Source organism: Acidobacteriota bacterium (assembly GCA_039028635.1).
Lineage (GTDB): Bacteria > Acidobacteriota > Thermoanaerobaculia > Multivoradales > JBCCEF01 > JBCCEF01.
Genome location: JBCCHV010000013.1, coordinates 83,967 through 105,494 on the forward strand (window position 1 = coordinate 83,967; position 21,528 = coordinate 105,494).

The 21,528-nt window shown below is 67.0% G+C and carries 19 protein-coding genes; 8 read left to right on the forward strand and 11 right to left on the reverse strand.

Annotated features, from left to right (window positions below; genetic code table 11):
* Positions 1–186: 186 nt before the first annotated feature.
* Positions 187–1,662 (forward strand): sodium/proline symporter, encoded by a 1,476-nt coding sequence (locus AAF604_07820; protein ID MEM7049549.1) that lies wholly within the window; start codon positions 187–189, stop codon positions 1,660–1,662.
* On the opposite strand, the gene AAF604_07825 is transcribed toward AAF604_07820, so the two are convergent.
* From AAF604_07825 to AAF604_07835, 3 genes are all read right to left on the reverse strand, one after another.
* The gene (locus tag AAF604_07825; protein MEM7049550.1) at positions 1,659–2,018 is read right to left on the reverse strand and encodes a hypothetical protein; all 360 of its coding nucleotides are present in this window, start codon (positions 2,016–2,018) and stop codon (positions 1,659–1,661) included. The genes AAF604_07820 and AAF604_07825 overlap by 4 nt on opposite strands.
* A gap of 139 nt (positions 2,019–2,157) precedes the next feature.
* Positions 2,158–2,520, reverse strand: coding sequence for a glutaredoxin domain-containing protein (locus AAF604_07830; protein ID MEM7049551.1), 363 nt, complete (start codon positions 2,518–2,520; stop codon positions 2,158–2,160).
* 198 nt (positions 2,521–2,718) lie between these two features.
* Positions 2,719–3,504: a TatD family hydrolase gene (locus tag AAF604_07835; GenBank protein MEM7049552.1), complete on the reverse strand. Its 786-nt coding sequence runs from the start codon at positions 3,502–3,504 to the stop codon at positions 2,719–2,721.
* A gap of 100 nt (positions 3,505–3,604) precedes the next feature.
* Between AAF604_07835 and AAF604_07840 the strand changes: the two genes are divergently transcribed.
* Both AAF604_07840 and AAF604_07845 read left to right on the forward strand, forming a co-directional pair.
* Complete coding sequence (locus AAF604_07840) at positions 3,605–4,312, forward strand: hypothetical protein (protein ID MEM7049553.1); 708 nt, start codon at positions 3,605–3,607, stop codon at positions 4,310–4,312.
* Positions 4,309–5,028 carry a uracil-DNA glycosylase family protein gene (locus AAF604_07845; protein MEM7049554.1) on the forward strand — a complete coding sequence of 240 codons (720 nt, stop codon included), beginning with the start codon at positions 4,309–4,311 and terminating at the stop codon, positions 5,026–5,028. Before AAF604_07840 ends, AAF604_07845 begins: the two co-directional genes overlap by 4 nt.
* A 17-nt stretch (positions 5,029–5,045) precedes the next feature.
* Here AAF604_07845 and AAF604_07850 read toward each other — a convergent pair whose 3' ends face one another.
* On the reverse strand, positions 5,046–7,133 hold the full coding sequence (locus tag AAF604_07850) for an STT3 domain-containing protein (protein ID MEM7049555.1): 2,088 nt from the start codon (positions 7,131–7,133) through the stop codon (positions 5,046–5,048).
* A gap of 90 nt (positions 7,134–7,223) precedes the next feature.
* Positions 7,224–8,099 carry a bifunctional nuclease domain-containing protein gene (locus AAF604_07855; protein MEM7049556.1) on the reverse strand — a complete coding sequence of 292 codons (876 nt, stop codon included), beginning with the start codon at positions 8,097–8,099 and terminating at the stop codon, positions 7,224–7,226.
* Positions 8,100–8,210: 111 nt separating this feature from the next.
* Here AAF604_07855 and ansA point away from each other — a divergent pair, with 111 nt between their 5' ends.
* Positions 8,211–9,254 carry an asparaginase gene (ansA, locus tag AAF604_07860; protein MEM7049557.1) on the forward strand — a complete coding sequence of 348 codons (1,044 nt, stop codon included), beginning with the start codon at positions 8,211–8,213 and terminating at the stop codon, positions 9,252–9,254.
* A 98-nt stretch (positions 9,255–9,352) separates the two neighbouring features.
* Here ansA and AAF604_07865 read toward each other — a convergent pair whose 3' ends face one another.
* Positions 9,353–11,341 carry a hypothetical protein gene (locus tag AAF604_07865; GenBank protein ID MEM7049558.1) on the reverse strand — a complete coding sequence of 663 codons (1,989 nt, stop codon included), beginning with the start codon at positions 11,339–11,341 and terminating at the stop codon, positions 9,353–9,355.
* 89 nt (positions 11,342–11,430) lie between these two features.
* On the opposite strand from AAF604_07865, the gene AAF604_07870 reads away from it, so the two are divergent.
* Complete coding sequence (locus AAF604_07870; GenBank protein MEM7049559.1) at positions 11,431–11,877, forward strand: YHS domain-containing (seleno)protein; 447 nt, start codon at positions 11,431–11,433, stop codon at positions 11,875–11,877.
* 31 nt (positions 11,878–11,908) lie between these two features.
* On the opposite strand, the gene AAF604_07875 is transcribed toward AAF604_07870, so the two are convergent.
* The 5 genes from AAF604_07875 to AAF604_07895 form a co-directional block, all read right to left on the reverse strand.
* Positions 11,909–12,769, reverse strand: a complete 861-nt coding sequence (locus tag AAF604_07875; protein MEM7049560.1) for a MoxR family ATPase — start codon at positions 12,767–12,769, stop codon at positions 11,909–11,911.
* 112 nt (positions 12,770–12,881) lie between these two features.
* Entirely contained in the window at positions 12,882–13,808 is a 927-nt protein-coding gene (locus tag AAF604_07880) for a hypothetical protein (GenBank protein MEM7049561.1), read from the reverse strand.
* 506 nt (positions 13,809–14,314) lie between these two features.
* Positions 14,315–14,908 carry a DUF2911 domain-containing protein gene (locus AAF604_07885; GenBank protein MEM7049562.1) on the reverse strand — a complete coding sequence of 198 codons (594 nt, stop codon included), beginning with the start codon at positions 14,906–14,908 and terminating at the stop codon, positions 14,315–14,317.
* A 324-nt stretch (positions 14,909–15,232) separates the two neighbouring features.
* A complete protein-coding gene (locus tag AAF604_07890; GenBank protein MEM7049563.1) occupies positions 15,233–17,428 on the reverse strand; it encodes a DUF2330 domain-containing protein in 2,196 nt (731 codons plus the stop codon).
* A 43-nt stretch (positions 17,429–17,471) separates the two neighbouring features.
* A complete protein-coding gene (locus tag AAF604_07895; GenBank protein MEM7049564.1) occupies positions 17,472–17,999 on the reverse strand; it encodes a hypothetical protein in 528 nt (175 codons plus the stop codon).
* A 431-nt stretch (positions 18,000–18,430) separates the two neighbouring features.
* On the opposite strand from AAF604_07895, the gene AAF604_07900 reads away from it, so the two are divergent.
* From AAF604_07900 to sfsA, 3 genes are all read left to right on the forward strand, one after another.
* Positions 18,431–19,660 (forward strand): hypothetical protein, encoded by a 1,230-nt coding sequence (locus tag AAF604_07900; GenBank protein MEM7049565.1) that lies wholly within the window; start codon positions 18,431–18,433, stop codon positions 19,658–19,660.
* A 161-nt stretch (positions 19,661–19,821) separates the two neighbouring features.
* A complete protein-coding gene (locus tag AAF604_07905; protein MEM7049566.1) occupies positions 19,822–20,619 on the forward strand; it encodes a hypothetical protein in 798 nt (265 codons plus the stop codon).
* Positions 20,620–20,654: 35 nt separating this feature from the next.
* Positions 20,655–21,524, forward strand: a complete 870-nt coding sequence (sfsA, locus tag AAF604_07910) for a DNA/RNA nuclease SfsA (GenBank protein MEM7049567.1) — start codon at positions 20,655–20,657, stop codon at positions 21,522–21,524.
* The last annotated feature ends 4 nt before the right edge of the window (positions 21,525–21,528 follow it).

Below are 21,528 nucleotides of genomic sequence, written 5' to 3' on the forward strand. Positions count from 1 at the left end.
CCACCCGGAACGGGCCGACACGCAGTCCGAGTAATCCCTCGCGGGCGTGTCGGCGAAGCGCCCGAGCCAACACGCCAGAGCCCTAGGATCACGCCAGAGCCCTTAGAAATCGGCCCCAATTCGACTCCCAAGATAGAGTCAGGCCCAACAGCAAGAAAATCTCACCGGGACCGAGGAGCGCCCACCATGAACCCGACCGCCAACGCCGCGTCCGTCAGCGCCTTCCTGCTCTATCTCGGCGTCGTCGTCCTGATCGGCGTCCTGTCGACGCGCTTCTCCTCCTCCGGCATCGCCGAATACTTCGTCGGCGGCCGCCGCATGAACCGCTACGTCGTCGCCCTCTCGGCGGTGGTCTCCGGGCGCAGCGCCTGGCTCCTGCTGGGAATGACCGGGTTGGCCTACGCCCGCGGCGCCTCCGCGCTGTGGGCGGTGGTGGGCTACATCGTCGTCGAGCTGTTTCTGTTCCTGTTCTACGGTCGCCGCCTGCGGCGCTTCAGCGAAGCCCATGATTGCGTCACCGTGCCCGACTTCTTCGCCGCCCGCTTCGACGACCGGCGAGGCATCCTGCGACTCCTGCTGGTGGTCATCCTGCTGATCTTCCTGGTCGGCTACGTGGCGGCTCAGTTCGTCGCCGGGGGCAAAGCCTTCGCCGCCGGCTTCGGCCTCGAGCCGATGCAGGGAGTCTGGCTGACCGCCGGCATCATTTTGGTCTACACCTTGCTCGGAGGCTTCCTGGCGGTCAGCTTGACCGACCTCATGCAGGCCTTCCTGATGCTGCTGGCGCTGGTCGTCCTGCCGCTGGTGGCGATCACCCAGGCCGGTGGCTGGGGAGCGGTCCTCGCCGAGCTGCGGGCCCTCGACCCGGTCTTGGCAGATCCCGGCGCCATCGCCCTCGGCACCTTGCTGGGATTCCTCGGCATCGGCCTCGGGTCGCCCGGAAACCCCCACATTCTGACCCGCTTCATGTCCATTCGCGATGCCGAGCAACTGCGCACGGCCGCCTTCGTGGGGACGCTCTGGAACGTCCTCATGGCCGGCGGCGCGGTGCTCATCGGCCTGGCCGGCCGGGCCTACTTCGCCAGCCCCGATCTGTTGCCGGCGGGCGACACCGAAAACCTCTATCCGGTGCTGGCGCAGCAGCTCCTCCATCCCTTCCTCTTCGGGCTGGTGGTGGCCTCGATCTTCGCCGCCATCATGTCGACCGCCGATTCGCAGCTCCTGGTGGCGGCATCGAGCGTCGTCCGGGACCTCTACGAGAAGGTTCTCCAGCGTGATCGCGAGGTGCCCCAACGGCGGCTGGTGATGTTGTCCCGGGTGGTGGTCTTCTTGCTGGTTCTGGGAGCCCTCGCCCTCGGCCTGCTGGCGGAAGACCTGGTTTTCTGGCTGGTGCTCTTCTCCTGGGCCGGCCTCGGCGCCGCCCTCGGGCCGACCTCGATCCTGGCGCTGTTCTGGCGCCGCACCACCTGGGCCGGGGTGGTGGCGGGATTGGTGAGCGGTGCCCTGGTGACCATCGTCTGGAAGCTCACCGCGCCCTTCGGTGGCTTCTACGAGCTGATCCCGGCGTTCTTCGCCAGCTTGCTGGCGACGGTGCTGGTCAGTCTCGCGACCCGGCCGCCGGAGCAGGCCGACCAGCTCTTCGCGGCCGGTCGGCGCTCGGACTAGGGCGGGCTAACCCGAGACTGGCCCCGGCGCAGAGGCGGCCCCGGTAGGGGGCACTTCTGTTCCGCGTTCATCGCCTCGACCCGGGCGCGGGCTTCGGCCAGCGGCGGCACGTCGTAGGCCTCGCGCTCCTCGTCGGTGACCGCGTCCGGGTCGAGGGGCTCGAGAGTCCAAGGGCTGTCCGGGGACTGCTTGCGGAACTGGGTGCCGTAGATCTGCGGCTTCTGCTGGCGGATCAACCAGCGATCGGTGGCGGCGGCATAGAGCCACTTGGCGCCGGGGAGGTCCGGGTTCAGCTTGGCGGCGAGGTCGCGGGCCCGTCCAAAGTGCTCGACGGTCATGCCGTGCTGAAAGACCATCGCGGCGTGGAGGTAGTCGTCGGCGACCTTGGCTCCGTCGGCGACCGGCCGCGCAGGCGAGAAGGGGCGCTCAGCCTCCCTGGCCGGGCGCCCCTTGAAGAGTCAGAGAAAGTCGCTACGCGACTTTCTCAGTAGCCGGCTAACCGGCTTCCTGAAGCTGGCTGACCAGCTCGCGAATACGATCCTCGTCGTAACCGCGGATGATGGTGCCGTCGATGTCGATCAGCGGCACGCCACCGCGGCCGTTGCCCTTCTCGAGGAACTCGGCCTTGCCGGCGGCGTCCTTCTCGATGTCGACGGAGCGGAACTCGATGTCGAGGTCGGTCAGCAGGTTGCTGGTCTTGCGGCACCAGCCGCACCAGTCGGTCATGTAGAGGGTGACCTTCTCTTCGTTCCCGGCCTCGGCTTCGGCCTCGCTGGCGAGGGCCGCCGGGACCAGCATCAAAGCAGCGGAGAAGATCAGCAGGAGAAGGGAGGCTTTCAGAGCTTTCTTGGCGGTCATCGTCAGTTCCTTCGCGGAGTTGGTCGGCGCAGCGATTTGTCGGCGCAGATTCCATTCCGCGCGTCGAGTCGAAAAAATCGCTTCGTTGCTCGCTATTTTCGTCCGTCGTCGGTCGTCAGGTCAAATCCAGGAGCATGGACGGGGCAGGTGGTTCGCAATCCACCTTTGAGCCAGATACGGCCTCGCCCGGCGAAGAGTTCAGCCAGCTGCCGGGATGCCGTAGAGGCGCTCCGTGTTCCGTCGCACCGCGGAGGCGACCTTCTCCACGGGAACCTCTTGCAGCTCGGCGATGGCCTGCAGCGAGACGACAGCGTTGGCCGGCTCGTTGCGCTGCTCGCGGTCCGGACCCAGCACCGGGCTGTCGGTCTCGAGGAGCAGGTTGTCGAGCGGTAGCCGGCGAACCAGCTTCTGCTTCTGCTTCGAGCGCACGACCGATGGCGGAACCGAGAAGAAGTAGCCCGCTTCGATCGCCGGCAGCGCCTTGGCGGCGCGGCCGTCGAAGGCGTGGAGCTGTACCTTGCGCGCTCCCTGCTCGAGCAGGCAGGCGATGGTCTGGCGGCCGGCGGAGCGCGAATGCACGTTGAGGGGCAGGTCGAGCTCCACGGAGAGGGCGATGAAATGCTCGAAAATCTGGCGCTGCAGCGCGCGCTCTTCTTCCTCCTTCACCTTCCAGTGGTCGAGGCCGACTTCGCCGATGGCGCTCAGCCGTGAGCGCTCCTGGCGCAGGCGGTCGATCAGCGCCTCGGCGGCGGTCGTATCGAGGTCGGTGGGGAAGAGGCCTCCAGCCACCAGGATGCGGCCTGGATGGGCCTCTGCCAGGGCGAGGTTGCGCTCGAAGTCGGCGAGGTTTTCGGAGACGCTCACCACTCTCTCGATGCCATGCTGCCGGGCGCGCTCGAGGACCGTCGGCAAATCCGCCGCGAACTCCGGCGAGCAGAGATGGGCGTGGGTGTCGGTGAGGCCGCGCACGGTGACCGAGCTCATGGCGGCCATCTTAGTGCCTGGCGCGCGGTGGCCGTGCCCCCGGCTTTGTGCTGCCCGTGATGTGCCTCACGCCGCTGGCCTCTTGGTAAGGTCCGTCGCGATGAAGATCTGGCGATTCTTGACGTTGCCCTTCCGCGAAGTGCTGCGCGGCCAGGAGCTTTGCCTGCGCGGCCTTCCGGATCTCGGCTGGATGGCCCTCGGCTTGCTGGTCGGGTGGTTCGTCTACGTGCCGCTCCACGAGCTGCTCCACGCCTTCGCCTGTCTCGCCACCGGCGGTGAGGTGACGCGCTTGGAGATCGACCACCTCTATGGCGGCGCCCTGTGGGCTCGCCTGTTCCCGTTCGTGGTCGCCGGATCCGACTACGCCGGCCGGCTGTCCGGCTTCGACACCTTCGGCAACGACGCCATCTACCTCGCCACCGACCTCGGTCCGTTCTTGTTGACGCTGCCCGGCGTCTGGGCTCTGCGGCGCTGGGCTCGGCAGGGCAAGGGCCTCGGCTTCGGCTTCACCTTGCCCTTTGCTCTGGCGCCTTTCCTCTCCCTCAATGGCGACGCTTACGAGATCGGCTCGATCCTGGTGACCCGCCTGGCGCCGTGGTCGACGCCGGTGGTGCGCGAGCTATTGCGCGGCGACGACGTCTTCCTGGTCGGGTCGCTGCTCGGGGAGGCCTCCGCCGTGACCGTGGTGGGGTTCGTTCTGGCGGCTCTCCTCGGCGTGCTGTGGGCCTTCGCCACCTATGGCTTGGCGGCCTGGCTCGCCAGCCGGCTGGGGCAGGGATCGCTGGTGGCGGCGGAGGGAGAGGCGTGAGCCTGCTGGCGATCTCGGACGAGCTGTCGGCGGCCCTCGGTCGGCTCTCCTTCGCGCCCCCGGTGGCCTACGTCTACAACCCTCTCGACTATGCCCGTCGCCCCTGGCGGCGCTACCTCGAGAAGTTCGGTCGCGGCGCCAAAGAGGTGGTCTTCTTGGGCATGAACCCCGGCCCTTGGGGCATGTCCCAGACCGGCGTGCCCTTCGGTGAGATCGCGGCGGTGCGCGACTGGATGGCGATCGAAGAGCCGGTGGAGGCACCGGCGAAGGTGCATCCCAAGCGGCCGATCGAGGGCTTCGCCTGCGGCCGCAGCGAGGTCAGCGGCCGGCGTCTCTGGGGTTGGGCCGAGCAGCGCTTCGGTGCGCCGGAGCGCTTTTTCGATCGCTTTTTCGTGGCCAATTACTGCCCCCTCGCCTTTCTCGAGGCGTCGGGCCGCAATCGCACCCCGGACAAGCTGCCGGTGGCCGAGCGCCAGGCCTTGTTCGAGCTCTGTGACCGGGCGCTGCGGCAGACCATCGAGACCCTCGAGCCCCGGCGGGTGATCGGTATCGGAGCCTTTGCGGAAGGGCGCGCCCGCCTCGTCCTCGAGGGCCTCGATGTCGCCATCGATCGCATACTCCATCCCAGCCCGGCGAGCCCGGCGGCCAATCGCGGCTGGGCCGAGCAGGCGGAGCGCCAGTTGGTCGCCCTCGGGGTGGAGCTGCCGCCGGGCTGACGGCCGGCCCGCCTCCGTCACCAGCGAATGCGGTAGGCCAGAATGCGCTTGCCGGTGGACTCGATGACCTCTTCGTGGGCGAGCTCGAAGTGCTCGAGGTCGCGGCCGTTGAAAAAGTAGAGCCGGCTGAACAGGCTGTCCGCCAGGTCGCGATGCGCGAAGGTCATGCGCAGGCCGCGGCCCTGCTGGTAGACCATCGGCACCAGGCCATCGAGGCGCACTGGGCCGCGCATGGCGAAATGACCCGGTGAGCTGCGGTCGGCGAAACCGTCGGTCTGCAGGTTGGCGCGATAGCCGTTGCGGCACTCGAGCTGGGAGCCGAGGAGCTGGCAGGGGACGTCGGCGGTGATCAGGCCCGGCGACGGCTCGAGCTCCCCGTCGGCGAAGGACCAGGTGCCGAAGCGGCCCCAGGAGGTGGTCTTGGCGAGCAGGTCGCTCGACACCACCAACCAGGCCGGCGGCGGCTCGCAAGCCAGATGACGCAGGATCTCCTGGGCCGAGGCCTCGGGAACGGCATGGCCGCGCAGGTGCTGCCAGACCTGGCGCGTTGCCCGCTGCCGCAGGCTCTGCTGCAAGACGGCGACGGCGCGGTCGGCGTCGGCGTGGCGGCGCAGGATCTGCCAGACCTGGTTCTCCCGGCCGCAGTCGATCAGCCGCAGCAGGTTGAGGCCGTAGCTTTCTTGCCGCGCCGTCAAGGCGCGCGACATCCAGTAGAGGCGCGGCGTCTGGAAGCTGCCGCCGTCGAAGATCACCGGACGCTCGGCGAGGGCGGCATAGAGGTAGCCATGGTCCCACCAGACGTTGATCAGGGCGCCCGGCGGCGACTGCTCGGCGATCGCTTGCGCCGTTGCCACGACGGCGCGGTCGGCGATCGGCCGACGGTCGCGGAAGCCCTCGAGGCGGGGCAGGAAGGAGGCCGCCAGGGCGATGATTGCCAGCCCGTAGGCGAGGCCGCGAAAGCGCGGTATCCAGCTGCTGAGGCGATGCAGCCCGTAGGCGGCGAGGAGCGCCACGGGAGGCACCGCGAGCACCAGGAAGCGCATCGCCAGGGCGCCGGCGGCGGCGGCCGGAAGCAGCCACAGGCCGAGCAGAAGAATCGCGCCCCGTTCGCTTCCGCCGTTTCCTGTAGGGCTGCCCTTGGCGGGCCGAAACAGGCCGAGTAGCAACCCGGCCAGTGCCAGGCCGAAGGGAGCCCAGCCGAGCCGTGCGATGAGCTCGAGGGGAGCCAGCCCGAGAAGCTCCTGGACCTGGTCGGTGCCGAAGGGGAAGCGGTCGTCGAGGGACAGCCCGGCGTAGCGCTGGAATTTCTGACCGGTGCGGGAGAGCAGGACCGGGCCGAGGGCGATCAAAGCGATCACCAGTGCCAGCAGCCCGCCGCGTCGGTTGGCGAAGAAGCCGCGAAGCGATCGTCTCGTCGGCGCGGGAGCGAGCAGGAGGCGACCTCCGAGGTAGACCACGGCCAAGCCGACGGCTGCCAGGTAGCCGAACCAGGTCATGCGGAAGAGCCACAGCACCAGCGCTAGAGCAACGAGCCAGGGCAGGGCCCGCCGCGGTTCCGACAGCCGCTCTCCGGTCTGCAGGATGAGCGCCACGGAGAGGCAGAGCAACAGCATGCTGAGGGCGGTGGTGTCGGCGACGCCGGCGTGGGTGTGGGAGATCCACTCCGGGTGCAGGGCGCCGAGAGTGGCGGCCGCCGTGGCGACCGCCAGACCGGGCTCGGCGAGGCGTCGGCCGACCGAGAACAACAGCCCAGCGGCCAGGGCCGAGAGCAGCAGGGGCAGAAAGTAGGCGACCTGCTGCAGGGAGAGTCGGGGGCCGACCAGGCGGGCGAGACCAGCCTGCAAGGGGTGGAGGAGGTTGGAGCGTACCGGCCGTCCAGTGGGAGCGAAGCTGGCGTCGTCCCAGGGGGCGCCGTCGATGCGGCGGGTGCCGGTGTGGCCGCGCTCGAGAAGGGCGCGACTCTGGCGCAGGTGGTAGTAGGGATCCCCGGCGTGAAGCAAGGGCTCGCCGGCGGCGTCGCGATGGATGGCGTCGAGGCCCGGTGGCAGGTGCGAGACGACATCGAGTCGCGCCGCGACGGCCAGCCCCATGGTCAGAATGAGCAATCCGAAGAGCGCCAGGCGGCGAGCGAGCGAACGCGGGCGAGGGCTCGGATCCGACATCGGAGAGGCGTGGCCGCGACGGCGGCGGGAGGCTCAGGTGGTGGGCAAGCTCTCGCTTGGCTCGTCACCCGGAGGGATCGGCTCAAGCGAGAACTCGAGCTCCTCGCCGGCGCGCCAGATCTTCAACACCAGCGGGCGATCGAGGGGAGCAATGCGCAAGACGTCGAGGAAGTCGTCCGGGGTGGTGGTCGACTTGCCGCCCATCTCGGTCAGCAGGTCGCCGCGTCGCAGACCTTTGTCGGCGGCTCGGTCGACGGCCCGGGTGATCACCAAACCGGAGCGCTTCGGCAAGGCGAACTTCTGGCGCAGGTCGTCCGTCGGCTCGACCACCGTCAAGCCGAGGCCGCGGGCGATCCCCTCTTCGCTCTCGGGAGCGAGAAGCTCGAAGTCCGGCGCCTCCTCGAGCAGCTGACGGCTGATCCGGATCGGGGCCTCGACTCGAAGAGCCAGGGCGATGCCGTCGCTCGGACGGGCGTCGAGCAAGAAGGTGTCGCCGGTCTGGTTGGAGCGCAGCCGGATGAGGGCGAAGTAGCTGTTCTCCACCAGGTCGTGGATCAGCAGCTCGACCATAGTGGCGTCGAGGCGAGTCAACATGCGGGCCATGACGTCATGGGTCGAGGGCCGCGGGCTCGGCAGGTCGTTGATCACCTGCAGGATGGCCTGTCCTTGACTTGGGGACACCCAGATCGGCATTACCCGGCCGAACTCGAGATCACGCACCAGCACCATCGGCGTCTCCGACAATCCGTCCCAGGCGACCTTGGCGACCTCGGCCGACAGGTAGTCCCCGTCCACCGGTGCCGGGACATCCTGGGATGGGGTCTCCGGCGGTGGGCTCACGGGCTCCTCCAGGGCCGGGGCGCAGGCCAGGGCCGAGGACAGCAGCAGGGTCCCAAGGATGCGGTTCATGGTGCCTCCCCATGGTAGCAGGCCAGTCGGCGCCGGGGCCCTGCTATCGTCGCCGCAACGGAGCTCGGCAGGGTCGCGAGGGGTTGTGAGGGCGAACGCGGAGAGCGAGTCATGAAGAGGGTCTACATCGCCAACACCGGCGGCACCATCGGCATGAAATGGAGCCCGCGAGGCTACTGCCCAGAAGCCGGTTTCCTCGAGAGTCAGATGGCCAAGATGCCGGAGCTTAAGGCTCCGGGCATGCCCGAATTCGTCATCGAGGAGTTCGATCCCCTGCTCGACTCGTCTAACATGACGCCGCGCGACTGGATCGCCATCGGGCGCCGCCTGATGGCTCATCGGGACGACTTCGACGGCTTCATCGTCGTCCACGGCACGGACACCATGGCCTACTCCGCCTCGGCCCTCTCCTTCGCCCTGCGCGGGCTGGCGAAACCGGTGATCTTCACCGGTTCGCAGATCCCCCTGGTGGAAGTGCGCAGCGATGCGCGCACCAATCTGGTGACGGCGCTGCAGCTTGCCGCCGGTTCTCCGGTGCCGGAGATCTGTCTGTTCTTCGGCAACCAGCTCTTCCGCGGCAATCGCGCCACCAAGGTGAGCGCCGGTGGCTTCGGGGCCTTCGAGTCGCCCAACTTTCCGGCCCTCGGTACCGCCGGTGTCGATCTCCAAGTGCACTGGGATCTGGTGCTGCCGCCGGAACAGGGGGTCCCGCAGCCGCGCTTCACGGAGGTGCGGCCGGCCAAGGTGGTGGCCTTGAAGCTGTTCCCCGGCATGCCGCCGGAGATTCTCGCCAACGCCCTGCGTCCGCCGACCGAGGGAGTGGTGCTCGAAACCTACGGCGTCGGCAACGGTCCGGGCGATGCGGAGCTGCTGCGGGTGCTCGAGGAGGCGGCCGATCGCGGGGTGGTGATCGTCAACTGCACCCAGTGCCTCTACGGGCGCGTCGACATGGAGGACTACGCCACCGGCTCGGCTTTGGGGCGAGCCGGCCTGACGAGCGGCAGCGACATGACCACCGAAGCGGCCTTGGCGAAGCTCTTCTACCTGCTCAGCCTGGGGCTGGGAGTCGACGAAGTGCGGCGGCAAATGCCCCGCAGCCTTCGGGGGGAACTGACAGAGGTCGCGACCTCGGAACCCGCGTCGACGTCACCCTGACACGATGTCGAGGCCCTGAACGGGCGCCGTTTCCTCGGGTTCTGTGGGAATAGACCCGGAGTTACCCGAAGTCGCTTAGGCTCGGTGAGCGGAAGCCATCACCAGATGTAGCGCCCGGCCTGCGGACGGCGGTCGTGGCCATCGAGGATGTGGAGCACCCGGATCTTCTTCAGCACCGCTGGGGACAGGGAGCCCAGCGGCAGGTGGACCAGGCGTTTGCCGCGGGCGCCGGCGTGAGCCTGGAGGCGGCGGTCGGGGGGCTTGCGGGCGATGTGGACGACCAGGGGGTCCTCGCTGTAGTCGATGGCGGCGAGGATGAGAACCTCCGCCTTGTCGCGGGCGTTTCGGTAGTCGGGGTCCTGCCAGACGTCGAACAGGCGCCCCGGGGGGACGGTCATGACGAAGCCGCCATAGGTGGCGCGCAGAATTCCCGGTCCCACCACCCGGTCCGCCGGATGGGTGCTGTAGAAGGCCATGTCCGATTCGTCGTCGTGCTCGCCCAGCCAGGTCATCTGGTACGGATAGCGGTTGCCGGGGTCGCGGTCGAAGATCGCCACCACCGAGCCGGCTTGCCCCGGGGCGCGCCGCAGCTCGCGCACCCACAGGCGACCATCGTCCGGTCGGCGCAGCGTTTCGCGCAGATCGAGGCCGTCGAGCAGACTGGTGGCGAAGGGCTCGCTGCGAGCGTTCTCGGCCGACAGCAGGCCTTCGGCGCGGGCCCGCATGTAGCGCCCCCAGTCTTCGACCACCAGGTCTTCGGGCGGGTAGGAGCAAATGCCGGCGCCGGGGCGGAAGGCGCGGCGCCAGTCCTGGTCGTGGCCGTCCTTCGGCCGTTCCTTCACCGGCACCTTGAGAGGGCGCTGTTTGACGCGCAGGAAGCGCCGGCGGAAGCGCACCTTGCGGGTGCCCAGATCGAGCTCGTCACCGTTCACCTCGGCGGTTTCGATCTCGGCCGTCTCGTCCTGCCAGGGATAGGCGCGGGCGGCTTCGAAGACCTCCCAGGCGAAGTTGTCGTCGGCGACTCCGCGGGCGGCCACCACCCACTCGTAGAGGCCCGGGACGAGCTGTCCCTGACAGCGCGCATAGCGGCGCGCGAAATCCCCGAAGACGCGCCGTTGCCAGGGGGCGACCTGCTCGTCGCTCGATTCGCTGTAGCCCTGGGCGGCGGCCTCCCAGACGACCGAGCCGAGGCGCTGGCGATCGGCGGCGGCGATTCCCGCGAGACCCTGCCGAGCGCTGGCGGCGGCCGCTCTCTGAGCCAGCACCAGGCGTCGGTCGCGAGGCTGTTGGCGCGGCGCCGGAACCAACCGCAGCCCCGGTGAACGCAACGATGGCCAGCGTTCGGCGGCGGTGGAGAGTGGCGGGGCCGGCGGGATTTCGCCACCTCGCAGCAGCTCCCAAGCGGCATGGGCGAGGGGCGGATCCTGGAGCAGGGCGGTGAGGCTGCGCGGATGGAGGTGGCGCAGGCTGACGTGGCGCCGCCGGGTGCGGGCCAGCGGAATGGCGGCCGGTCGTGGCAGGCGCCGGCGCAGACCTTCCAGGTGAGCGGCGCCGACCAGGGCCACCAGCGGTGCGCCGGCCAGCTCCCGGTGCCGCCTCTGAAGGTGGTGGGCCATCCCCGCTTCGCGGCGCCCGTCGTCTTCGCCGGGGGGGCTCGCCGCGGTGGTCGCGGCAACTTTCGTCAGGTACTCCTCGGGGAGCTCCCACAGAGCCCAGGGGTCCGGGATGGGGTCGCGGTGGCGCGAGCGGTAGGGTAGGTCCGGATCGCAGCAGGCGATCTGGCGATCGCGCTCGAGGGCCCAGCGCAAGCCTTCGGCGAAGGGCTCCCCCGGAAAGGCGGTCCACACCAGGGCCGCCTCGCCCGGCTCCTCGGAAACCACCAACGAGATGCGCGGCAGCCGGCGAGCCGCCTTCTCGGCGGCCTCGGCGAGGGTGGTCGGCAGCTCGATCGCCACCGCCGCGGGATCGACGAGGTCGAGGACCCGGCGCACCACATAGGCCGACTCGAGGCGTCCGTGGATCACCGGCACCAGGAACAATCCCGGCAGCGCCTCGACGGTGTTGGAGGTAAGAAAACCGCGGCTCATCCCTTCCTATACTAAGAGCCCCCGGGCTTGCGACATCCGCCGACATCTGGTGCCGGCATGTCACCAACGCCGAAACGAGGAGAATGATGATGAGCTTCAAGCACTTTCTGGCCGCTCTGCTGGCCTTTGCCGTAACCGTTCCAGTCTTCGCCGTCGATCCTGTCTACACCGCTCGCTTCAGCGATGTCGCGATCCGGGGCTACGACACGGTGGCCTATTTCTCGGAAGGCAAGCCGGTCAAGGGCAGTGACGACTTCGTCCATTCCTGGAAGGGCGCCGAGTGGCGATTCGCCAGCGCCGAGAATCGGGACCTCTTCGCCGCCAATCCCGACGAGTACGCCCCCCAGTACGGCGGCTACTGCGCCTATGCGGTGAGTCAGAACTCCACCGCCGGCATCGATCCCGACGCCTGGAGCATCGTCGACGGCAAGCTCTACCTCAACTACAACGCCAAGATCCAGAAGCAGTGGGAAGCCAACCGCGCCGAGTTCATCTCCCTGGCGGACGAGAACTGGCCAGGGCTGGTCGACAAGTAGTTGGCGCTGCTGAGGCCGGCGCCGGGCGGCCTCAGCGGTCGGTCAGCTCGAACGCGTCGAGTTCGTCGTCGCCGAGGGTGAGCTTCAAGGCCTCGGCAACGGCCTGGCGGGCTTCGAGGTCCGAGCCGTCACGCCGCAAGACCTTCATGGCGTAGCGCGCGACGTTGATGCCGTCGCGGACCGTATAGGGCAGATCGGCGCCGTGGGCGGCGCGCAGAAAGCTCATCACGTAGTCGAGGACTTCGCCGTCGGCGAAGGGCAGCTGCTCCTCGAGGATGGCGCGCTCTTCGTCTGCTTCCGGGAAGTCGAGATAGATCTGTGGCATCAGCCGCGAGTGGATGTAGTCCGGCACCTCGTAGGTGGAGGCGTCCTGGTTCATCGTGGTGACGAAGCGGAATTCTGGGTCCGCCGAGATCTTGATGCCCGCCACCAGGCTTTCGACATAACGCCGATGGTCGAGCAGAGGGGCCAGGCTGGCCCAGGCCTTTTCGCTCATGCGATTGCCTTCGTCGAGCACCAGCGCGCCGCCCTGCACCATTGCCGAGACCAGCGGCGAAGCCATGTAGCGCACGCCCCCTTCGGGGGCCAGAACAGGCGACACCACGAGATCTTCTGGGCGCGTGTCCATGGTCGCCTGCATCATGTAGACCGGCAGGTCGAGACGGCCGGCGGCGGCCGCCGCCAGGGTGGTCTTGCCGACTCCCGGCTTGCCCAGCAGGCGAGGATTCAGCGGTCGGTCGCCAGGGTCGATGATCGACCAGGCGGCGAGGAGCTGGGTGAGCACTTCGTCCTGGCCGACCCATGGCGGCAACTCGAGCACCGGCTGGCTGAGATGAAGGACGACGCCTTCGATCTCGACGGACTTGGGGGAGGCATTGGAAGCAGCGGCCATGGTCCGATCATAGAACGGCTGATGGCGGGCGCCTCACTTCCACGAAGTTGGTCCGAACGGATGGCGACCCGGTGAAGAAGTCACCGGGTCGCCGGCGAGCCGAGGATGCGGCTTAGGGCTCGAAGGTGTGCGGCTGGGTGGGATTCGCCTGCTCGAACACCGGCGTGGTGCCGTGGCAGTGCTCGGCATACCAGGTGCCGACGCCGTCGCAATACGGCACATAGTCACGGTTGGCCGAGGCGTGGTCGTCGCCCACCGTCACGCCGCCATTGGCCTTGAAGCCGGCGGCGAAGTTGGAGGTGCCGGGCAGGAAGGTGTCGACGCGGTTGTCACCGTCCGTGTCGACGCGCACGAAGCCCTCGACCCGCGGGCGATTGGCCTCCGGACGGAAGGACCAGACGGCGTCCGGCCGGGCCGGGAAGTTGATCTGCTTGACCAGCTCCACGGCGAGGCCACCGTCTTCCGGCGTAAAGGTCAGCTTGGTGACCAGTGACAGCGGCGAGAAGAAGCGGCCGCCCTGCTCGTCGTCACGGATCATCAACATGGTGGTGACGGGCTGCTCGCCGTGCAGGCCGGCAGTCACCCGGAAGGTGCCGCAGTTGGTAACGATCGGGTTGACCCCGGCAAAGCGCAGAGCGCGCACCTGGATGCGGGTGCTGGCGACGAGCTGACCACGGAAGCCCATCTCGGTGATGCGACCGTCGACTTCCCGGATGGTGGTGCGGGTGGCGGCGCGACCGGGCACGAAGACGGCGTCATCGAGCCGGTGGATGATGGTGTCCGCCTTGCCGAGGGCGCCGCGCGGGCGGGTCGGGATGGGGACGCCACGGAACACGATCTGGCCGCTGAAGGCTTCCGAGCCGGGGCAGAAAAATCCGGCCGGCAGAGGGTTGCTGGCGAAGTCGACGAAGGTCTGGCCGTTGCCCTGGGTGGTCCAGAGATCGAGGCCGCTGGCGACGGTTTCGGCGCTGGCGCCGAAGGCGGTGAGGGACAGGATGAGGGCTGCAAGGAACAGCCAGGTGAGATTTGCACGCTTCATGACGAGTCTCCTTTTGGGTTCGACAGGTTTCGAAAGCCAGTGGACGACGTCGGGAGCGCCGTGCTCGGAGGAGCTCGTGCAAACCACATGATCACCTCTTCTCAGGAAGAAGAAATTAAATCTTTATTATTTGAAATTATTATATCATAAATATTAATTCCTATGGTGACCGATGCTGAGAAGCGAGGGCTTCTCGGGGCATGAGATGAAGAGTGGTGTCGGTCTCGAGGGGCAGCTCAGAAGGCCGCAAGAACCGCCCCGGGAACCCGTGGCGGTGGTCCAGCACTAGAGTGGAGCGTTAGACGCTCCCAGCGGCTAGCAGGCTGCTGAAAATCTCGGTCAGTAAGCCTGCGACCGAGCCCGACGGGCGAGGCGGCGGCGGAAGCCGCCGAAGTCGGGGGTGAGGCCGCACGACATGCGCGTGCGGCCGAGGGGGGCGCTTTTAGCCCCCCTGAAAAAATCAGCTGGCCCTGATCCAGTCGCGTAGCGGCTGGATCAGCGGCCTGCTATCCGGCGGTGGCGAAGGGGACTCGCACCTCGGTGGTGGCCCACTGGATGATCATGTGGGCGCCGCCCTCCACCTCCTCGAAGGAAATGGTGAACTGGTCGACCTCTTCCTCGAGGGTGGTGACCTTGGCGCTGACGACGGCGACATCCGTCGCCGGTACGTCGATGGGGGTGAACTCGCCATCGACGAAGCGGCCGGTGGCGATCAATCCGAGCTCGGAGTTGAAGTGCACGGTCCAGCTATTCTCACCGGGTGTGCTGAAGACCGAGTAGGTGCCGGCCGGCAGCATCTTGTCGCCCACCTTGACATCGCCGGTGACGGTGATCTCGGTGGCCTCGTTGGCACCGGTGCGCCAGACCTTGCCGAAGGGCACCAGGGCGCCGCTGTCTTCGCTGCCGAAGATGTTGTCGCGACCGCGCAGGTACGGCCGGCTGTAGACCACCCGAACGTAGGTGTCGTCGAGGGTCACCCGTGCCATCGCCATCGGGCTCGGACGCCGCGTGGGGTGGAGGTCCTGGGCCTGGGCGAATCCGGCCACGAAAGTCGCCGCGGAGGCGGCCAGCATGATGCGGACAATCCATGCCTTGTTCATCGTCAATCTCCTTACTTCTCGGTAATCGCGAGGAAAACTCCGGCGGCGAGCGCCGCCGGGGAAGCTTCATCCTAGCAGGCTGCTGAAAAGCTCATCGGCAACCTGCGACCGAGCCCAGATGGGCTCGGCGGCGGCTCAGCCGCCGCGACGGGAGAGGAGGCCCAAGAACCGCGCTTCTTGGGCCGGAGCGGGACGCGCAGTCAGGGGCGCGTAGCCCCTCTCGGAAAAACAGCTAGCAGCGCTGGAAAAGTCGCGAAGCGGACTTTTCCAGCAGCCTGCTAGCAGGATTGCACCGACAATCGTCGGAGAGACGCCATAGCTGCGTCAGCGCCCCCAGAGCTTGCGCCACCAGGGCGTTTCTTGGGTCGCGGGTAGGGCTTCGATGTCGCTCTTGGTGAGGATCTGATCGAGGCGCCAGCCGGTGAGGGAGGCGAGGGTTTCGGCTTCGACTCGCTGGCGGCGCCCGAGCTCACGACGGTAGTTGTCGGCGGCCTGGCAGGTGGTGGTGCCGCGCCAGGGATGCCTGAGCACATAGCGCCCCTGGTAGGTCGAGGTGTCGCCGGTGACCTGGAAGCGCAGATCCTCCGGGAAGTGCTCGCGGTCGTAGCGCAGGTGGAGGCGGGTGACGAAGGTGCCGCCGCCCTCGTCGAGCCAAAAGACGCCGAGCTGGCGCAGCTCCTGAGGCGACAACGGGGGCGAGGCGCAGGGGTCGCACCAGGACATGTCCCAGGCATACTCGAGGAAGACGGCGCGCTCGTTCTCGGCCAGGGTCTGCTGGCGGAACATGTCGCGATAGAAGCGCCCGAAGTCGCTCTTCACGAAAGGTGGGATCTCGTTGCCCGTCGGCAGCTTGACGGTGCGGTAGTTGGTGGTTTCCACCCGGCCATTGCGGGTCAGGGCGTAGACGAAGAGCTCTTGCTTGCCCCTCGCGTTGACCGTGCCGAGGCGGATCGGCAGCATGAATCGTGGGCTCTCGAAGGCCACCTGCAGAGGACGCAGCTTCTCGACGCCGAGGCGGCTCTGCTCCTCGAGGTTGACCTTGGCGACGAAGAAGTGCTGCTTCTGACGCAAGTAGGAGCCGACGACCGGTTCCGCCCCCGGCGGCAGCCGGTAGCCGCTCTCCTTCAGCCAGGTCACCAGGCCGCGGCTCTCCTTTGCCGACAGGATCAGAATGTCGTACTCCCCGACGGTGTACTCGGCCTCGATGGTGACCCCGAGGGCCTTGGCGCGCTTGGCCGCCGGTGCGTCCATGCGGGCTCCTTCCTCGCGCAGCTCGCTCTGGGCGAAGAGTCGGCGGCGCTGGTCGCGGGCGCAGGGGTCGTCGTCGAAGTACTCCACCAGCCGCGGGGCCGTGAAGGCGTCGAGATGATCGATCAATGCCATCTCGGCGACGTGGATCTGCCCCCGCTCGAGCAGCGTTGGCACCGGGATCACCATGGCGAACTCCCGCGGATCGCCTTGGTAGTCGTTGGCCATTGTCAGCACGGTGCGGTCGCCATCGCGCACCAGCACCACCTGCGAGGCCTCGTTGTAAAGGTTCGTATCGGCGCGCGCGACATAGAAGCCGCAGAAGGCGAAGGCCGGCGAAGCGGCGAGAAGTGAAATCGCCAGAGCGAGGCAAACGAGCAGGGGAGTGAGCTTGGAGAAAGCGCGCATGGGGCCCTCCTGGGGAAGTAGTCGTGAGAATTGCCGCCGCATCGAGGAGCCCGCGGCGGCGCCCGGCCAGCGATGCCGCTGGCCGGGAAGAAGACGGTCGATCAAGGGGACCAGCGGAGCGCCGAAGACGAGGGCGTAGAGCGCGCCGTTGGGGTGGTAGAGGGCCTGCTCGACGAACACCGCGCTGGCCGCGACCAGGCTTGCGAAGAGAATGCGCCCGGGGCGCGAATCGGGCGCCGTTCGCGGGTCCGAGATCATGAAGAAGGCGAAGATGAGGAGCGATCCACGGCTCATTTGATGCCACGGAATGGTCAGGGGATCGCCGAGCCAGAGGGCGCGTCCGAAGAGGGCGGCGCCAAGAGCCGCGAGAAAGGCCCAGGTGATGTCGGCCCGGGTGGTGCGGCGGATCACCAGGTTGCCGAGGCCGGCGACGGCGAAGGCCGCCAGGGCGGTCGAGCCCCACTGCCCGGCCGACACCCAGACCGCGCTCGGGGTCGCGAGTAGCAGCACCACCAGGGCGAACGCCGTGGGGTTGAAGACGTGCTTGCCGCGGCGCCGAATGAGGAACTTGCTGGCGATGGCGATCACCGCTGCCAGCACCGCGAGGGCCACTGAAGAGGTGCGCAACAGCAGGCAGAGAGAGAGTGACGAGATCAGGGCGCTCTTCGGATCGAAGGCTGCCAAAGCCAGCCGGCGCGTGAAGAAGAGTTGGGTCGCGAGAGCGCTGCCTACGATCAGCGCCGCGTTGCCTGGCCGCACCTCGAGATCGAGGGCGGTGAGGCCCCACAGCAGGAGGAGCGACAAGGCGGCGATCTGGAAGTAGCGCGGGTCGCTGCGGCGAATCCTCTCGAGAACTGTGTCCATGTCCTCTTCGACACCGGCGGTGGCGAAAAGGAAACCCGCGGCATCAGGTCGGCGATCCTTCGGCCAGGCGGGCGAGGTTGAGGAGCTGGCGGCGCATCATCACCAGGTCCCCCCAAGGCAAGGTGCGGGCGAGCAACCAGCCGTAGAGGCCGCGCGGGTAGGCGACGCGAATCTTCGCCACGAGTCGACTATGGCCGTCGTCCACGGCATCGACCCGGTAGCTGACGGCGAAGTCGCCGAACAGGCGGGTCTTGGTGAGCAGCAGGGTGATCTCCCTTTCCGCTGCGAAGGACACCAGCTCGAAGATCCCCATGAAGCGCTGGCCGACCTCCAGGTGCTCCAAGCCGGGGGTCAGTCGACTCGGGCTGCGCCGCCCCCAGTTGTCGATCCAGTCATAGCTGTAGGGATCGTGGCGTAGCTGGCACAGCCAGCGGAACAGGGTCGCCGCCGGAGCCGCGGCCGAAACGCCGCGAAACATCTCCTGCCCAGCGTCGGGGATCAGCTCATCGCAGCCGAAGGCCGAGCGCCGTTCGGCGGCGGTGGATCCCCAGATGAGGGCGGCAGAGGGCATGGATGGCTCCTTCGCCAGTCTACCCAACCCGAACAGCAGGCGGTCCTGCCAACGACCTTGTTTTACCGCAGATTGCGACATGTGGTCGCACCTTGCGATTCGCGGAAGCGGTGTCGAGGGAGCCCGATACTGCGCGAGCTCATGCTGAGCAACGGACACGGAAGGGATCGCAGGGCAGCCTCTGACCAATGGGATGGCATTCCCTCGATCCTGATGACCAGCATCTTTATTTTGAGCGTGCGTTGGGGGGGCGGCTTGCCGACCCTCCCAAGATTCCTCGAGATTCGTCGAGGAGCCATCGCACACCCGGCAAGGAGGAGAGAACGATGTTGTTGCAGCGAGAGAAGTCTGCACCCGATGATGGCGGAGATAGATCAGGCCGGCATGGGCCGGGGGAAAGGACCCAGCTGATCAAGAGGACTGCGATCATCTTGACCCTGACCCTCTGCAGCTTGCCGGTGGTGGCTCAGGAGGGTCCTCAGGACGAGGACGACATCCCGTTTGGAATCACCGAGACCATGACCGTTGTCAATCCGATGCCTCCGGTTCCCGACTATGACGGAGAGCCCTGGTATATCGATACGACGGTGGAGTCGCCGGACAGCTCGGATCACGATTCTCCAGGGGGTGGCGGTGAAGATCCCAACGGTGGCGGCGGAGGGAGTGACGGCGGTCCGGACGACAACCCTTGCTCCGACCGAGTGCCAAGACTGGAGAATTTTCGGCTCGCCTCGGGAAGCGGAGCGCCGCAGCGGTTGGTGTGGGGCGAGTCGGTGGTCTTTGACTACATTCTGGACGGACCCTTCGATGGGACCGGCGAGAACGCCATCGGCTTTATCCAGCAATGGGTTGAGTACACGAGGGATCGTGGAGCGCTGCTCTCGAAGCTGTCCGTCCCAGGGATCGAGCCTGACGGGCGGTGGACTGATCAACGCGCCTCGACTCTCTCGAGCTCAGGCTCTGCGGCGGAGCGGACGGTGATGAACCGAACGACCTACGGTGGTCAGCCCAACTTTCCTACTTCCGGGGTGCAGTTCCGGATGACACCGTATCTGCGGGCAAAGTGTTTGCCGACCAACGAGGTTTTCGAGATTGCGGGTCCCGAGGTTCGAATCGAGACGACCTTCTACGACAGCCTGTATTACGAGATTGAACCGCTGCAAGACTGTTCGGTGAACCGTGTGGAGATCTCGGACCAGGATGCCTGGTTTGGGACTCCGCTCGCGCAGTGGACGAAGGGATGCACCTCGACCGTCACCTTCCAGAGCGAGCGCCAGTCCGAGTTCACTTCGGAGTATGAGTCGTCGAACCAGTTCAGTGCCACGGCTTCGGCGACATTGTCCCAATTCGGTGAGTTGGGCGCCGCCTCCGAATTCTTGAGGCGCGAAGTCTTTAAGGTGCGCACGAGTCAGAACCTCAAGAGCACGACGCAGTATGGCGCTGGCTCCATCGTGGCAATCGGCGCGCGACCTCGAAAGCGAAGCGTAAATCTCTCCATTTGGAGGCCCCATCAAGGGGGCTGGAAGTTGGAGGCCAGGTCGTTTGAGCAGAACTTCTACGATCAGGTTTGGGAGGCGAGTCTGAGCTGCGGCACGAGTCCGGCGTTTCACTTGACTCCCTTTAATGCGGGCGCTGACTGCATCTCGCTGGGGGGGAATTGAACATGAGTCGTGTGGTCAAAATGTTGGGTGTCTCGGTTCTAGCCCTGATCTCGATTTCGGCTGCGGGTCGAGGGCCCGAAGAGCCCGTCGTGCCCTTCCTCAGCAGCCATCAGCCATCTCAGATGATCGAGCTGACGCGGTTCTTTGACGAGACCTACCGGATGGAAGCCGAAAGCGGCGAAGCCGACGTCGAACGACTCAACGAGCTGGGGCGCGGCCTGGTCACGCGCATGAAGGCGGTCGTTGCCTACATGGCCGAGGTCCGCAAGACCGGTGAGATGACCCGCTACCACCAAATGCGTCTCTATGGCGACCTGTTCGAAGTGATGGCGGTGGCCAATTTTGGTCGTGGGGGCGCCGAGCCCGCGGTGCTCCGTCTCGAGTCCCATGCCAGGCCTCTCCAGGGCACAGATCTCGAGATCGCGATCCTCGAGCGCATGGGTTGGATTTACTTCAAGCAAGAGATCGATGACGTGTACACGGCGGAGATTCGGAATCAGCGCCTGGTCGATGTCTACGCAAAGATCGCGGATCATCCCGAGTGGATGCGTCATCCGGACGACCGGATCAAGGCCCATCACGCCGCCCTGGTGCTCGAGCTTGCGACTTACCTGGAGCGCTCGGGAGACATCGGAAAAGCGGCGGATCGATTGGAACAATACTTCGATGGTTTGATGACCCACGATGTGGGCTTCGACACCGCCGGAATCGACTTCGCCTTGTCGAGCTACGGTCGGTTGGTGTCGGCGCTGCCGTTGCGCCAGGGTATCCGGGGGGACGAGTTCTCTCGCTGGGCGGATGCCAACGAGCGGCAACACCAGGGTTTGGCGAGTCCCTACGCCGAGCAGCCCTTGGCTCAGGATCTCGTTCGTGCCTACGAGGAACAAATAGAAATCCGGATCATCGCCAACCTCGAAGCGATGATGACGGAGGGACAGCTCGGTGGGCGTGGACGCTAGAAGTCACCGCGGTCTCTGACTTGCTGGCGGCGGTGGTGGGAGTCGCGCGGCCCACCGCCGCCGCCGTGAAGGCCCTTTGCGACTGTCGCGAAATCTGTTCTGATGCGCCGGCCATGCTGCCGTTCCGCATCCCCCGTTCCCAGCCCCTCCTCGAAGGCGTTCTCGAACGCCGCTACAAGCGCTTCCTCGCCGATGTGACCCTGCCCGGTGAGGGCACCGTCACCGCCCACTGTGTCAACCCCGGGGCGATGGAAGGTCTGGCCCGGCCGGGAATCCGAGTCTGGCTGTCGCGGGCCACCAACCCGGATCGCAAGCTCAAGTTCACCTGGGAGCTGGCCGAGGTCGACGGCAAGATCTTCGGTGCCGACACGACGGAGCCCAACCGCATCGTCAAGAAACTCTTGGAAGCCCATGCCCTGCCTTGGCTGGCCGGGTGGGACGAAATGCGGCCGGAGAAGAAGTACGGCGAGCGCTCGCGCATCGACTTCTGGCTCAAGCGCGGTCGCAAGGAGATCTTCCTCGAGGTCAAGAACTGCCATTTGCTGTATCCCGACGGCCGCGCCTACTTTCCGGATTCGGTTTCCGAACGCGCTGCTGGCCACCTGCGGGAGCTGGCGGCCCTGCGCTCCTGGAAGGCGCGCGGTGAGGTGCTGTTCGTTTGCCAGGCGCCCGGGGCCAAGGCCCTGCGGCCGAGCGACGCCCATGACCCGACCTTTGCCGCCACCGCTCGCGAGGTGCGAGGCCAGGGGGTGAGCTTCGCCGCCATCGAGGTGATCCACACCCCCGAGGAGATGGTGGTCACGCGTCGTCTGCCGGTGGACTTCAAGCCCTATCGCAGTGATCGCATGACGCGGTGGCGTCGGCAGAACGTCGCCCTGAAGGGCGTGCCCATCGGCGAAGACTGATCTC